The 15,736-nt window shown below is 41.2% G+C and carries 10 protein-coding genes and 1 pseudogene; 10 read left to right on the top strand and 1 reads right to left on the bottom strand.

Going from position 1 to position 15,736, the window contains the following annotated elements; all coding sequences use genetic code 11:
* On the bottom strand, positions 1-1,735 hold a 1,735-nt coding region (locus tag ACR2F3_RS02770), incomplete at its 3' end, for an adenosylcobalamin-dependent ribonucleoside-diphosphate reductase (RefSeq protein ID WP_432708453.1).
* A 242-nt stretch (positions 1,736-1,977) separates the two neighbouring features.
* Here ACR2F3_RS02770 and ACR2F3_RS02765 point away from each other — a divergent pair.
* The 10 genes and pseudogenes from ACR2F3_RS02765 to ACR2F3_RS02720 all read left to right on the top strand — a co-directional run.
* Positions 1,978-3,522, top strand: a pseudogene (locus ACR2F3_RS02765) (catalase); the annotation flags it as partial.
* 29 nt (positions 3,523-3,551) lie between these two features.
* Entirely contained in the window at positions 3,552-4,025 is a 474-nt protein-coding gene (locus ACR2F3_RS02760) for an ankyrin repeat domain-containing protein (protein ID WP_432708452.1), read from the top strand.
* Between the two features lie 50 nt (positions 4,026-4,075).
* Positions 4,076-4,642 carry an RNA polymerase sigma-70 factor gene (locus tag ACR2F3_RS02755; RefSeq protein WP_432708451.1) on the top strand — a complete coding sequence of 189 codons (567 nt, stop codon included), beginning with the start codon at positions 4,076-4,078 and terminating at the stop codon, positions 4,640-4,642.
* Positions 4,643-4,722: 80 nt separating this feature from the next.
* Positions 4,723-5,751, top strand: coding sequence for a FecR family protein (locus tag ACR2F3_RS02750; RefSeq protein ID WP_432708450.1), 1,029 nt, complete (start codon positions 4,723-4,725; stop codon positions 5,749-5,751).
* Between the two features lie 81 nt (positions 5,752-5,832).
* Positions 5,833-9,336 (top strand): SusC/RagA family TonB-linked outer membrane protein, encoded by a 3,504-nt coding sequence (locus ACR2F3_RS02745; protein WP_432708449.1) that lies wholly within the window; start codon positions 5,833-5,835, stop codon positions 9,334-9,336.
* A 29-nt stretch (positions 9,337-9,365) separates the two neighbouring features.
* Entirely contained in the window at positions 9,366-11,246 is a 1,881-nt protein-coding gene (locus ACR2F3_RS02740; protein ID WP_432708448.1) for a RagB/SusD family nutrient uptake outer membrane protein, read from the top strand.
* A gap of 44 nt (positions 11,247-11,290) precedes the next feature.
* Positions 11,291-12,256: a formylglycine-generating enzyme family protein gene (locus ACR2F3_RS02735; protein ID WP_432708447.1), complete on the top strand. Its 966-nt coding sequence runs from the start codon at positions 11,291-11,293 to the stop codon at positions 12,254-12,256.
* Between the two features lie 33 nt (positions 12,257-12,289).
* Complete coding sequence (locus tag ACR2F3_RS02730) at positions 12,290-13,612, top strand: Gfo/Idh/MocA family protein (protein WP_432708446.1); 1,323 nt, start codon at positions 12,290-12,292, stop codon at positions 13,610-13,612.
* Positions 13,612-14,616, top strand: coding sequence for an FAD:protein FMN transferase (locus ACR2F3_RS02725; RefSeq protein ID WP_432708445.1), 1,005 nt, complete (start codon positions 13,612-13,614; stop codon positions 14,614-14,616). The genes ACR2F3_RS02730 and ACR2F3_RS02725 overlap by 1 nt, the downstream gene beginning before the upstream one ends.
* Positions 14,617-14,642: 26 nt before the next feature.
* Positions 14,643-15,572, top strand: coding sequence for a hydroxypyruvate isomerase family protein (locus tag ACR2F3_RS02720; protein WP_432708444.1), 930 nt, complete (start codon positions 14,643-14,645; stop codon positions 15,570-15,572).
* Positions 15,573-15,736 lie beyond the last annotated feature (164 nt).

The raw sequence follows: 15,736 nt of genomic DNA, 5'->3' as shown, positions 1-15,736 counted from the left end.
CACCTAGTTCCACTGCTTTGTCCCAAGCGTTGCATGCTGCTGAAAGCAGGTAGTCTGGGCAAAACTTAGGATCAAGTCCCCGAGGCGTAATTTCAAGGCCATCGTATTCATTGGCATTATAAGCGGCGTAACGGTGGTTGCGCATTACCCGTAGCATGTTCTCCTTGTTTTCCTGGAATCTTTTAAAAGTGCCGAGTGCTGCGGCAAGTTCTGCTGAAGTGGCATATGCGGTACCAGTCATAATAGCGGTGATTGAACCTCCAATGGCACGTCCTTTATCGCTGTCGTAGGGAATGCCTGCTACCATCAGCATCGAACCTAGGTTAGCATAACCTAAGCCCAGGGTGCGGTAATCGTACGACAGTTGTGCTACTTCTTTTGAAGGGAACTGTGCCATCAATACAGAGATTTCCAATACCACAGTCCAGATGCGGCAAGCATGTTCGAACCCTTTTACATCAAAGGTGAGTGATTTAGGGTCGAAAAAATGTGCAAGATTAATGGATGCCAGGTTACAGGCGGTATTGTCAAGGAACATGTATTCTGAACAGGGGTTCGATGCATTGATGCGGCCACCTTTGGGACAAGTATGCCACTCGTTAATTGTAGTATCGTATTGTACGCCAGGATCAGCACAGGCCCATGCGGCGAAAGCGATGTCCTGCCATAGCTTTTCTGTAGGGACACTTTTTACAACATTACCTTTAACACGGCCAGTGAGGTCCCAATTTTTACCTTGTTCTTTAGCTTTGAAAAAAGCATTGGGAATGCGGACAGAGTTGTTGGAGTTTTGACCAGAAACGGTACGGTAAGCTTCGCCTTCATAATCTGGATCGTAGCCTGCAGCAATCAAGGCGGCCACTTTCTTCTCTTCTTCAACTTTCCAGTTCACGAATTTCTCGATTTCCGGATGGTCTATATTTAAACAAACCATTTTGGCGGCACGACGTGTGGTACCACCTGATTTAATTGCTCCTGCAGCACGATCTCCGATTTTAAGGAAAGACATAAGGCCCGAGGAGTACCCGCCACCAGAAAGTTTCTCATTTTCGCCACGTATGGCCGAATAATTTGTGCCCACACCTGATCCGTACTTGAAAATACGTGCCTCGCGCACCCAAAGGTCCATGATACCACCATCATTCACTAGGTCGTCATTAACGGATAGGATAAAACAGGCATGAGGTTGTGGCCGTTCGTATGCTGAAGTAGAGTTTTTTAATTCTTCTGTTTGAGGATCTACATAATAATGACCCTGTGGTTTTCCGGTTATCTGGTAAGAAGAGTGGAGTCCGGTATTGAACCACTGTGGAGAGTTAGGTGCTGCCAACTGGCCAACAATGGTATATACTAATTCGTCGTAGAAAATATCGGCATCCTTTTCAGACGCGAAATACTGGTGTTGTTCACCCCATTGTTTCCAGCAGTTAGCCATACGGTGTGCAACTTGTCTGATGCTTGTTTCGCCACCTAAGCTGCCATCTGTCTGCGGAACGCCCGCTTTTCTGAAGTACTTTTGAGCCAGGATATCTGTTGCCACCTGGCTCCATGATGCTGGTACTTCTACATTGTTCATCTCGAATACAGCGTCGCCGGCAGGATTCCGAATTACCGAGCTGCGCTTTTCATAAGTAAAAAGGTCAAAAACAGGCGTATTTTCTTTTGTAAAATAGCGTCGAAAAAGGAGTCCCTTTCCCGTATGTTTATTGGTCTTAATTTTTGAAGTTGTAGCCATAGTATGTATTAATAGAGTAGGCAAATTTATCTGTAATGCGGGGTGATTCAGGTTCCTAGTTTTCCACATGACACAGGAGAAACTGCCTTTATAGGCTCGAATTACTTTCAGGGTTTTGATTTAAAGCCGGTTGTGATGTGGAGAAACTTATTTTTCTGTATACACTTTTTATGGTGATTTAAATTTGGTATATTTAGTTTAGTGATGAACCTAAATCATTTGTTATGAGCGAACAAGATAATTTAACAACCCGGAATGGCCATCCCGTTTACGATAACCAGAATTTAAGAACTGTTGGTCGTCGCGGACCTGTGACCCTTGAGAATTATCATTTCCTGGAAAAGATGTCGCATTTTGACAGGGAGAGGATTCCAGAGCGTGTTGTTCATGCCCGGGGTGCGGGTGCGCATGGCGTTTTTGAAGCCTATGGTATGGTAGGTGATGAACCTATTTCGAAATATACCCGAGCCCGTTTTCTTCAAGAAAAAGGTAAACAAACAACCTGCTTTGTACGCTTCTCTACCGTTATTCATGGAGGGCATTCACCAGAAACCCTGCGTGATCCGCGAGGTTTTGCAGTCAAGATGTATACCGAAGACGGAAATTGGGACCTTGTAGGGAACAACCTAAAAATATTTTTTATTCGTGACGCCCTTAAATTCCCTGATTTTATCCATTCTTTTAAACCAGATCCTGTAACCAATGTTCAAGATGGAGAACGTCAGTTTGACTTTATCAGCAATACGCCGGAAGCGATGCACATGATTACCTTTCTGTTTTCACCATGGGGTATTCCGGCCAATTACCGTCATATGCAGGGTTCGGGTGTGAATACCTACAAATGGGTTAACAGCGATGGTGTAGGTGTTTTAGTTAAATACCACTGGGAACCTCTGCAAGGTATTAAAAACCTGACGCAGGAACAGGCGAATGAAATTCAGGGCAAAAGCTTTAATCATGCCACCCAGGATTTATATGAAGCCATTAAAACTGGTAATTTTCCGCAGTGGGAACTAAATGTCCAGATCATGGAGGATGGGGAACACCCAGAACTTGATTTCGACCCACTTGATGACACTAAAATTTGGCCTAAGGAACAGTTTCCATGGTTACCAGTTGGAAAGATGACGTTAAACAGGAATCCGGAGAACTATTTTGCTGAAGTGGAACAGGCTGCTTTTGGAACGGGTGTTCTTGTTGACGGACTAGATTTTTCGGATGATAAAATGTTGCAGGGAAGAACTTTCTCTTATTCAGATACGCAGCGGTATCGAGTGGGTACTAATTACCTGCAATTACCAATTAACGCACCCAAATCAAAGGTGCATACGAATCAACGTGATGGTCAGATGGCGTATAACCAGGGAGGTACCAGGATGAACAATCCTCATGTTAATTATGAACCGTCTAACCTTGGCGGTCCGCAGGAAGCACCACGCATAGGAAAAGACCATACGCCAATGTATCATGCTGCATTGGTTCGCCAGAAGATTGAGAAACAAAACAACTTTCAGCAAGCTGGTGAGACTTATCGTAATTTTGAGGATTGGGAACGTGATGAATTGATCAAGAATCTAGTTGACACCCTGGCTAACGTTAACCAAGTGATTAAGGATAAAATGATAGACCTGTTTATGCAATGTGATGCAGACTATGGCCGCAGGGTAAAAGAAGGTTTAGCCAGTGCATCTTCAATTGGCAGGGATAAAGGTGGTATGGGAAACGCAAATGCTACCAATGCGATTGCACAGGCAGAAGAGGATAGCCGTGAAAGTAAATCTTATTAATTGGTATAAAAGGATTTTAAACAACGACTATGGCATTTCCTAATGGTCAACTATTTAATGCAGCAAGAACAGGTGATCTGGTTTTGCTGCAAACTTTAATTGCCGATGGCGCTGATGTAAATACACAGGATGCCAAAGGATTTACTCCCCTGATTGTTGCAAGTTATAATGATCAGGCGGAGTCTGTTAATCTCTTATTAGCTGCCAACGCTGATGTAAATATCCAGGACTACGGCGGCAACACTGCTCTGATGGGAGTTTGTTTCAAAGGGTACCCTGAAATTGCCAACCTGCTAATCACTCATGGTGCAGACCTGAACCTGCAGCATGCAAACGGGGGAACTGCCCTCATGTTTGCCGTTTTATTCGGTCGTGACGAATTGGTAAGTATTATGGTGAAAAACGGTGCAGATTTATACATTAGGGAGAATCGTGGCTTAACTGCAATTGATCTTGCGATACAACAGGGTAACACAAATGCAATTTTATTGATGGAGGTTTAGTTGTTTACACGGTTTTAATTTTCTATTTTGGATTACCCAAATGTAAACTTATGCAAACCCAACTACCTGACCTGAGTCATCTTGTTAATCAGATTTCTTTGTATAACAGTCAGCAGGCTTATAAAGAGCTGTTTAAGTATTTGTATCCTGCGTTATTCAGTTTTAGTTTTTCTTTGTTAAAATCAAGAGAACCGGCAGAAGAGGTTGCAAATGATGTGTTGATTTCTCTTTGGAGGAACAGAAAATCGCTGTTAACGATCAGAAACATCAAGATTTATTCCTTTGTAATGGCGCGTAATCGATCCTTAAATGTTATTAATAGCGATAAAAAACATCAATTACTGGCTATCGACGACCTGGAAATCGAAATGGTATTAAGTGATTTAGACCCAGAACAATCGCTCATTAATGGGGAACTAAAAGAAAAACTTCAAGACGCCATTAACAGTTTGCCAAAGCAATGCAAAATGGTATTTAAACTTATTAAGGAAGATGGGTGTAGCTATAAGGAAACCGCCTCCATATTGAATATATCGACTAAAACTGTTGATGCGCATTTAGTGACCGCAGTAAAAAAATTAACTGTACTTCTACAGCTCGAATACAAACTAAAGTAAAAATATTTCTTGTTGCACTAGGGAGTTTTCTAGTAAAAACTGTCCTTACCATATAACCAGTATAAACCTTCCGAATCCATATGGATAAAAACAAGATCTTGGAATTACTGGCCCGTAAAATGGCCGGAGAGGCAAGCCAATACGAACTAGACGAGTTAAATGAATTGATGAGTCGATTTCCTGACGCTGTCTATTACGAAGAGTTCTTAATTCAAGTGTGGGCAAATTCACCTGTAACTGGTGGGGCAGAGCTGGATACAGAAATAGCTTATCAAGGCCATCAAGCTAAATATGCTAACGAATTTAGAAAAACGAAATTAATAGGAAGTTTAGTATTTTTATTTATACTCAGCATATTAACGCTGGTTTATTTCTATCATGACAACACAACTGGTCCAACCATAGAAATTGTAGCTGGGAAAGGTATTCGAAAGAAAGTGACTTTGCCTGACGGGACACTGATATGGCTGAACGCCAACAGTAAACTTTCTTATCCTGCCGATCTTGGCAAAAAATCCAAACGTACTGTTTATTTATTAGGTGAAGCTTATTTTGATGTTGCCCACCACCACACCCAACCCTTTTTGGTACGTACAGGGAAATTCTCTGTTAAGGTATTGGGCACCACATTTAACGTAAGGGCATATCCAGATGAAAAGCGCTCTGAAGCCACATTAATCAATGGTGCTATAGAGCTTTCTGTTCACACCCGTCCTAAACAGAAGATTATGTTAAATCCTTCTGAAAAATTTGCCTTGGAAGCCGCTCAAGCGCCTGGGTTTTTAGGCGCTGGAAAAAAAAGTGATCACTCTGACTTGACCTTAACCATTGAACATTTAAAGCCGATGTTAATTGGCAGGCACCAATATATTCAGGAATTAGCCTGGAAGGATAGTATTCTGGTGTTCAAAGATGAATCTTTAGAAGAACTTAAACCTAAGCTGGAAGGCTGGTATGATGTAAAATTAACTGTAGCAGAGACAGTTCCGGAGTCTTATCGGTTTACGGGTGTTCTTAAAAACGAAAACATTAAAGAAGCTTTAATCGCAATGCAACTTATTAAACCTTTTAAATTTAAACTTACCGCTAATGAAGTAATTATTTATTGAACCAGAGCGTTGTAAACGCTCCACAGAACCACAGAAGTAGCCCTGCTACTATCAGATTTTAAACCTAGAAATTAACAATTTATGAAAAAAAAAGGACTATACAATGATGTTCTCTGTAACCAGTTTTCTACTAAAAAATTAATACTAATGATGAACTGGACTTTTGTTTTATCCTTTCTCATTTGCCTGCAAGTATCTGCTAAAACGTTTTCACAAAAAACAAGGATTAGCGTCAGCCTGAAAAAGGTGTCGTTGAAAGAAGCATTAGTTACTTTGGAAAAGAAAGGTGAATTCCGATTAATGTATAATGAGCAAGATATTTCTTTAGATAAGGATATCACACTTATTGAAAATGACATCCTCATATCGGATGCCCTGTTATTTATCTTAAAAGGCACAGGCCTAAAGCATGAGGCTTTTGCCGATGATCTTGTGGTAATAAAGTCTGTTCGCGCAGATATAACTGTAAAAGGGCAGGTTACCGACGCAAGAGGCGGTGGCATTCCTGGCGTGAGTGTAAAATTGAAAAATGCGGATATTGCAACATCTACTGATCAAAACGGACGCTATTCCATCCAGGTTCCTGATAATGGTACGCTGGTTTTCTCGTATATGGGTTTTGTAACGCAGGAAGTGCCTGTTAATAAACAAGCAACATTAAATATTCGATTGCTTGAAAACAGCCAGGAGTTGTCGGAAGTGATCGTGGTAGGTTATGGTACGCAGAAGAAAGCTGTTGTATCAGGTGCTGTAACGGCAGTAAAAGGATCCGAACTGGCAAAAACGCCCACCGTAAACTTATCAAACTCCTTAGCGGGAAGATTACCTGGTGTAACCGCATTGCAGTCCAGTGGAGAGCCTGGTTATGATGGTTCAACTATCAGAATCCGTGGGGTAAATTCACTAGGAAATAATGATGCCCTCATTGTAATTGATGGGGTGCCAAATCGTGCAGGTGGTTTGGAAAGGATAAACCCTAACGATGTGGAGAGTGTTTCCGTTCTAAAAGATGCTTCTGCTGCTATTTATGGTTCCAGGGCTGCGAATGGTGTTATCCTCATTACCACAAAACAGGGTAAATCTGGAAAGCCTCAATTTTCATATGATTTTAGCTATGGTTTGCAGCAACCTACCAGAACGCCAAAAATGTCGAACTCTTCACAATATGCAGAGATTTTGAATGAGTTAAATATTTTCGGTTCAGATTTGCCTGTAAGTCAATGGCAGTCAGCCTGGGATGCGTTTAAAACTACAGGGTCTTATGTACGTCCAGACAATGGTAATACGCTTAACCCTGCTTACCGTCCAGACGAAATGCAAAAACTGGCTGATGGCAGTGATCCTCTACGTTACCCAAATACAGATTGGTTTGGAACAACCTTAAAAAAATGGTCGCCACAACAACGCCATAACATGCAAATTACTGGTGGTGCGGAAAATATCAAATATCTGGTGTCTTTAGGGTATCTTGATCAGGATGGTTATTATGAAAAATCAGCTACCGGTTATCAGCAATATGATTTAAGGGTTAATTTGGAGGCTAAACTTAGCCAGTATATTACTGCAACTTTAGGAATTACAGGAAGAGAGGAAGTCCGTAATTTTCCAACGGTTGGTGCAGGAGATATCTTCAGGATGTTAATGCGTGGTAAGCCTACTGAAATTGAAGTATGGCCAAATGGTTTACCAGGACCAGATATTGAGTATGGATTTAACCCTTATGTGGTTTCTACAGATTTATCAGGATATAACAGAGATACAAGAGATTATTTTCAATCTACCGGTAAAATAGACATTAAAATACCTTGGGTTGAGGGGCTTTCTGTTACAGGTACAGCGTCCATTGATAAATTTTCTGGTCGCCAGAAACGTTGGCAAAAACCATGGACGCTTTATTATTGGGATGAGAAAACCTTTGAAGCAGATGGAGTGTCGCCATTGCTAACAGGTTCTGTGCGTTCTGAACGTACTGATGCCAGTTTATCTGAAACTGCTGGTGGTCAATTAGCCATAAACCTGATGGGAATGATAAACTATGACAAAAAAATAGCAGATCATAGTTTTAATTTAATGGCTGGTGTTACCAAGGAAACAGTAAACAACGACGGTTTTTCTGCATCAAGGAGGTACTTCCTTTCTACTGCTTTACAAGAGCTTCTTGCTGGTAGCGACCGTGAGCAAACTGTTGGTAATCCAACAGGGGGCCCAAACAATTTATTTAAGCGTGCTCGCTTAAGTTATTTCGGTCGTGTAGGGTATAATTACAAAGAAAAATATCTTGCAGAATTTTTATGGAGAGTTGATGGTTCGTATATATTCCCAGAAGACAAACGTTTTGGATTTTTTCCAGGTGTATCTGTTGGGTGGAGATTATCTGAAGAGGGTTTCTTTAAAAATAATGTAAATTTTGTAGACAATCTGAAGCTTAGAGCATCATGGGGACAGATGGGTGCTGAAGCCTATTTTGGCGATGCATTGGCCGAATACCAGTACTTAAGTACGATGGGATTTGGAAACTATGTAATTAACGATCAGCTTTCCCAAACTGTTTTTGAAAACCGTGTTCCTAATTTAGATTTTGGCTGGGAAGTGGCCAATAACGCTAACGTAGGTTTGGATGCATCCTTCCTGGATAACAGATTAAGTATGGAGTTAGACGGGTTTTATAATAAACGTACCAATATTTTAATTGCCAGAGGGAACTCTATACCTGGAAGTTCAGGCATTACAAACAAATTGCCTCCTGTGAATTTAGGAAAGGTTGATAACCGGGGTTTTGAATTTAAGTTCTCCTGGAACGATCGTGTAGGTGAATTTAACTATGGTGTGAGTATAAATGGTGGTTACTCTAAGAATAAAATTGTGTTCTGGGATGAAACCCCGGGTGCACCTGAATGGCAACGCTCCACCGGTATGCCTACTGGATCACAGCTGGTGTATGAGTACGATGGTGTTTTCAGGGATCAGGCAGAAATTGATGCCAACAGATTAGACTATAGTGCCTTTTCTGGAAAACTTGTTCCTGGAGATATGAAATTTAAGGATATTAATGGGGACGGCGTATTAAATGGAGATGACAAGGTTAGGCTTGGTAAAACAAACACCCCAACTTTTACTGGTGGTTTTAACTTAAACCTTGGTTATAAAAATTTCGATTTTTCTGCATTAATTCAGGGTGCAACAGGTGGCGTTCAAATTGTGGGACTTACAGAATCTGGTGATATAGGTAACTTCCTGGAATGGTCATACATTAATAGATGGACAATCGATAAGCCGAGCAGCGAGTTTCCGCGTTTGTCGAACCGTGGGCAAACCTACTTTACCGATACCAATAATGCAGCAAATAATACCTATTGGATTAGAAGCAATAACTACATCAGATTGAAAAATGTTGAATTGGGTTACACGCTTGGTGAAGGCTTAGGTAAAAAAATTGGTCTAAGTTCCTTAAGACTATATGTTAATGCACTGAACTTGTTTACGCTTGATAAAATTAAAATCTGGGATCCGGAGTCTACGAATTCAAGTGCACAATATTATCCACAGGCAAGAGTGATTAACTCTGGTATTAAGGCAACTTTTTAGTTATGAATAGAATTAGAAAAAATTATCATATGAAACCAATTATTAAAAACACCGCTATAATTATATTCATTTTTAGCGTCACGCTTTCCGCCGGATGTAAAAAGGATTTTTTATCAGTAAACCCACCTGATCAGATTTCGGCCGAACTGGTTTGGAACGATGCAGCCCTGGCACAAGCTTTTGTTACAGAGTTGTACAACGGATTGGGCGTTGGTGGTTTTTCAGAGCAAATGTTATCCTCTGTTTCTGACGAATCAATGTTTACACACCCGAATAGGGGTATCGATTTGGTTAATGCTAGTATTATTAACCCTACTACACTGGGATGGGTAGATGGTACCTGGGGTTATAATGATATGTATAACCGGATTCGCGCCTGTAACATTACAATCGAGCGCCTGTCTGAAGGGGGTGATAACGGAATTGCAGACCAGAATGTTAAAAACCAATTGCTGGGTGAAGCTCACTTTTTAAGAGCTTATTTTTATCATCAATTGGTTCGTTTTTACGGTAGCGTTCCCCTTATCCAAAAAAGCTACGCATTAAACGACGACTTCGCGATAAAGCGTGCCACATTTGAGGAGTGCGTAAACCTAATTATTGCAGATTGTGACCAAGCCAAAACTTTGCTTGCTATTGCGCCTTCACAAAAGGGAAGATCATCTGGGTTAGCAGCAAATGCATTGAAGTCAAGAGTGTTGCTTTATGCTGCAAGCGATTTGCATGATATTCCAACGGCTAAGGCAAAGTCTACTGTAATTTCAGGTTTTGCAAATCCCGAGTTTTTAGGTTACTTAACAGGCGACCGTACAGCAAGATGGAAAGCTGCACAAGAGGCTGCTAAAGTAGTTCTAGATGCTGCTACTGGTTATAAAATGAATTTAACGTCACCTGTTCCTGCGTCAGAGGGAAGAATGAACTATAAAAGTATAGCGATGGGTGGTGGGAGTAAAGCACCAGGTATTGACGCTTCTGCGGCGTCAGAATTAATTTTAGCCCGTTACTTTATTGATCGTAATGACATGCGTTTTGGCCGTTTTAACGGGCCTAATGGTTATCATAACTGGGCTGGGAACACTCCGATAGGTTTATTGGTTGATGATTATGAAATGATTGACGGCACAAAATTTAGCTGGAACAATCCAGCACATAAAGCCGCGCCTTACCAAAATCGTGATCCGCGTTTTTATGCTACTATATTGTATGATGGTGCAGATTGGAAACCACGCAATATTGTTTCGGGTAATGTAGATCCCGCAAACCAAATTCAAACGGGAGAGTATGACCTTATAGAAGATGGCAAATTAATCAGCTTTAAAGGATTAGATACCCGAGGTAGCTCCATCGAAAACTGGAACGGCAGCTGGACTGGCTATTATATGCATAAATTCATCGATTCAGATCCAAATATTGCAGATGCTAACCAGCCTCAGTTTGTTCCATGGCCGTTTTTAAGATATACGGAAGCTGTGTTTAACTATATAGAAGCTAGTATTGAACTTAACGAACTGGACCAGGCGCTGCTTTGGTTAAACCGTATCCGTTTCCGTGCTGGTATGCCGGCATTGGCAGCGATGTCTCAGGTTGAACTTAGAAATGCCTATCGCCAGGAACGTCGTATCGAAATGGTTTATGAAGAGCAACGTTACCATGACGCACGTCGTTGGATGATTGCACCGGAAGTATTAGGACGTAAAACAACTTATATTAAGGTTACAGGGAAATTTAAACCTGGACAGTCAAAATCCGCACCTTACCGGTATGATCCGACAGTTTATAATTATACTTATACACCAACGGTAGAAACAGCGCAGGAAAATCGCAAATGGGAGGACAAAATCTATTTTAGACCTTTTAGTCGTGATGAGGTCAATCGAAACAAAGATTTGACACAAAATCCTGGATATTAATAGTTATTTGCAGTTACTTAGTGCCGCACTATACTTACTTACACATGAACGTTAAAAGAATATTTTTAACCTTTCCGATCCTTCTAAGTGCTTTCCTTTCTCCTGCTCAGGAGAAAGGAAAGCCTTATTCTCAACAAATAAATGGTACCAAGCTAACCTTTAGTATGCAGCCCGTACCCGCCGGTCAATTTTTAATGGGCAGCAAAAAGGGAAAACCAGATGAACAACCACTTCGTGAAGTAAAGATCTCCCCTTTTTGGATGAGCACTTTTGAAGTAACATGGGACATCTACGAACCATTTTTGTATAAGGACTATGAAGCGCTGTCTAGCACTGGGCCTATTCCTGCAGATGTTGATGCCGTTACTCGTCCTACCAAACCCTATCTGGATATGACCTTCGGTATGGGGAAAGAGAATCATCCGGCCTTAGCGATGACACATTACAACGCCCTACAATTCTGCAAATGGCTTTATGCCAGAACCGGTGTATTTTATCGCCTGCCAACAGAAGCCGAATGGGAATATGCGTGCAGGGCCGGGAGTACAAGCGAATATACATTCGGAGATGATGAAGATAAACTCGCTGAATATGCATGGTTTAAAGACAATAGTGAAGGCAAAACACATGAGGTTGGCAAGAAAAAACCAAATAAATGGGGTTTGTTTGATTTACATGGCAATGTTGCTGAATGGACATTCGACCAGTATTTAGCCGACGCTTATTCAAAAACCGGTAACAAAGTAAGTGATCCTCTGGTGGTACCCGATCAGCTTTATGCTCATGTGATCCGAGGTGGTTCTTACGATAATTCTGCAAGTGATTTGCGTTCAGCTTCTCGTATGGCATCTGACCCTGTGTGGAAACAAATCGATCCCCAAATTCCTAAAAGCAATTGGTGGTTCCCGGAAGCACCCTTTATTGGGATGCGCTTGGTAAGACCAGAAACGCCCCCGTCAAAACAGGAAATTGATGCCTATTATAACCAACCGGCTATCGCCGATTATTAGAAATTACTTTTATTAACCTAAATACCAAACCATATGAAAAATGAAGAATTAAGCGGCAAACGCCGGGAGTTTTTAAAAACTTCAGCCCTCCTTGCTGGTGGTGTGTTGTTAAATCAATTCGCATTCGCCGGAGGTCATTTCTCCACTGATGATACCATAAAAATAGCCTTGATTGGTTGTGGCGACCGTGGAACAGGTGCCGCTTTTCAGGCGCTAAGCACAAAGCAAAATATCAAATTGGTTGCCATGGCCGATGCCTTTCAGGACCGGATGGACAACAGCTATAAAGTGCTTTCAGATAAATTTAAAGAAAAAGTTGATGTGCCTAAGGAGCGCCGTTTTGTAGGCTTTGATGCCTATCAAAAGGCAATTGCTTTAGCCGATGTTGTGTTATTGGTGACGCCTCCCGGTTTCAGACCTATGCATTTCGAAGAGGCAGTTAAACAGGGTAAACATGTATTTATGGAAAAACCGGTAGCAGTTGATGCACCAGGAATCCGTCAGGTATTAGCTACTGCTGAAATTGCTAAAAAGAAAAAACTAAATGTTGTAGTTGGTTTGCAACGTCGTTACCAAACCAACTACCGAGAAGCGCTTAAACGTATTCAGGATGGTGCTATAGGAGATGTTGTTGGAGGCCAGGTTTATTGGAACAGTGGTGGGGTATGGGTGAAAAAACGCCAGCCTAACCAAACTGAAATGGAATATCAAATGAGAAACTGGTATTACTTCAACTGGTTATGTGGAGATCATATCGTTGAACAACACGTTCATAATATCGATATAGCAAATTGGGTTAAAGGCGCTTATCCGGTGTCAATACAAGGAACCGGTAGCCGTGCATGGAGAACTGGAAAAGACTATGGAGAAATTTACGACAACCACTCTATCGAATTAACTTATGCTGATGGTGCTGTGATTTATAGCCAATGCCGCCATTTCGAAGGTACACAGAACCGTGTTGATGAAACGTTCCAAGGTACAAAAGGCAGAACATATTTATCTGCAGGACATAACGCTGTACTTTGGGATCATAACGGAAAAGAGATATTTAACCATCCAACAAAAGGTAATGCTAACCCTTATCAAACCGAACATGATGAATTGTTTGATGCCATTTCTAAAGGTGAATACAAATTTGCCGATGCAGAATATGGTGCCAAAAGTTGTTTTACTGCTATTATGGGTAGGTACGCAACTTATTCTGGCCAGATTATTAAATGGGATGAAGCTTTAAAAGCAGATAATAGTTTAATGCCTGAACAATTAAGCTGGACAGCAAATCCTAAGGTAATGCCAGATGTAAATGGCTTGTATGCTGTTGCTACACCCGGCAGACACAAAGCCTGGGTTTAATGTTCAAATCTGTACTTTGCTTCGTATCGTTGCTGACCTTTTTCTATTTTCAGAATACAGGTCAGCAACAATATGTTATACGGGGCTATACGCAAGGCACAGATTACACCATTAAATACTATGGGGATCATGATTTCATTACCAAGAAGGCCGTTGACAGCATATTGCTGAAAATAGATTCTTCGATGTCTTTGTATAAACCTTATTCACTTATCAATCAATTTAATGAGTCAGAAAAAGGATGTCCTATTGATGACCAGTTTGCTGCAGTAATCCGGAAGTCGTTCGAAATAAATCAACAAACATCTGGTAATTTTGATGTAACTGTTGCACCCCTGGTTCAAGCCTGGGGGTTCGGTGCACAACCCATGCAGCGTTATCCCGAAAACAGCGATATCCAGTTGCTGCTACAGCTGGTAGGTATGGATAAATTGGTACTGAAAAAAAACAATTTCCTGAAAAAGAAAAAGCCCGGCGTAAAAATAGACCTTAATGGAATCGCACAAGGGTATAGCGTGGATGTTGTTGCTGATTATCTGTTAACAAAGGGAATAACCTCCTTTGTGGTTGAAATTGGAGGAGAACTTCGAATTAAAGGGCTGAAGCCCGACGGCTCAGCCAGACGGATCGGAATAGAGGGGCCTGCGTTAACAGAGGGGGGAGCACCTCATATCAGGCATTTAGCTAGTATTCCTGAAGGGGCGGTGACCACATCAGGGAACTACCGTAAGTTTCATCAAAACGGGACTAAGAAAATTACGCACCTTATAAATCCTAAAACAGGGTATCCATTAGATAATGAAATGATAAGCGTAACGGTTTTTGCAAAAGATGCAATGACTGCAGACGGTTACGATAATGCCCTTATGGCCATGGATGTTAAAGAAGCACTTCAATTTGTTGAAGCGAAAGGCGATCTGGAAGCTTACTTCATTTATCGCCGGAAGGATGGCGGGGTTGCAGATACTTTGAGTAGGGGTTTTAAAAAATTGATCATTAACTAAGAATGGAACCACAAAAACCAATAAATATGAACAGAACAGAATTTTTAAAGAAAACTTTACTTGCAGGTGGTGCCGTGTTCGCGGGATCTGCACTTAGTGCCTCTGCTGTGGAGACCACTGGTTGGCCCCAAGCTCAGAATGGCAAAACGTTCAATATGGACTATGCCCCTCACGAGGGAATGTTTGCCAATCACGCAGGTAAAAGTTTTACCGATCAGATTCAATTCATGTATGACCAGGGATTCAGGTCTATTGAAGACAATGGATATCTAAACCGTCCGGTAGCACAACAGGAGCAAATAGGCAAGTTGTTGGATAAACTAAACATGCGGATGGGCGTATTCGTTGTTGATGGAGGGGATAATTGGAAGACGTCGCTCACTTCCGGAAAAAAGGAATTTAAAGATAATTTTGTTGCTACTTGCAAACGTTCTGTTGAAGCGGCAAAGCGCTGTAATGCGAAATGGTTAACTGTTGTGCCAGGATTCTATGATCGAAAACTACCATATGGTATCCAAATGGCCAATGTTGTAGACTCCATGCGTGCAGGCGCAGAGTTATTTGAACCGCATGGACTAATTATGGTATTGGAGACACTTAGTGATACACCAGAATTATTCCTTCAACAAACCCATGAAACTTTTAACGTATGTAAAGCTGTAAACAGTCCTTCCTGTAAAATCCTGTATGATATTTATCACATGCAGAAAACTGAGGGGCATCTCCTGGTAAACATGGACCGTTGCTGGGATGAAATTGCCTATATTCAAATTGGAGACAATCCGGGAAGGAAAGAACCAACTACCGGGGAAATCAATTATAAGAACGTTTTTAAACACCTTCATAAAAAGGGATACAAAGGCATTCTGGGTATGGAACATGGCAACTCTGTCGCTGGTGAACAAGGCGAGAAACGCTTAATACAAGCGTACCGTGAAGTGGATAATTTTTTATAAAAGAAGGTTAAAAACTGTGTAAAATAAGATCAGAATTGTAGTTGACATCAGTAGTCAATCAGTATTTATACGTTATTTTGGTAAAGTACCCGTTAATACACAAATCCTTAATTAAGTTATTATTGGTATAAGAATTGTTATTTTTTAGTTACCTAAAAAAAACA

It is taken from the genome of Pedobacter sp., assembly GCF_045627485.1.
Taxonomy (GTDB): Bacteria; Bacteroidota; Bacteroidia; order Sphingobacteriales; family Sphingobacteriaceae; genus Pedobacter.
Note: the sequence above shows the minus strand (reverse complement) of the source record. Positions and strands in the feature narration are given on the sequence as shown.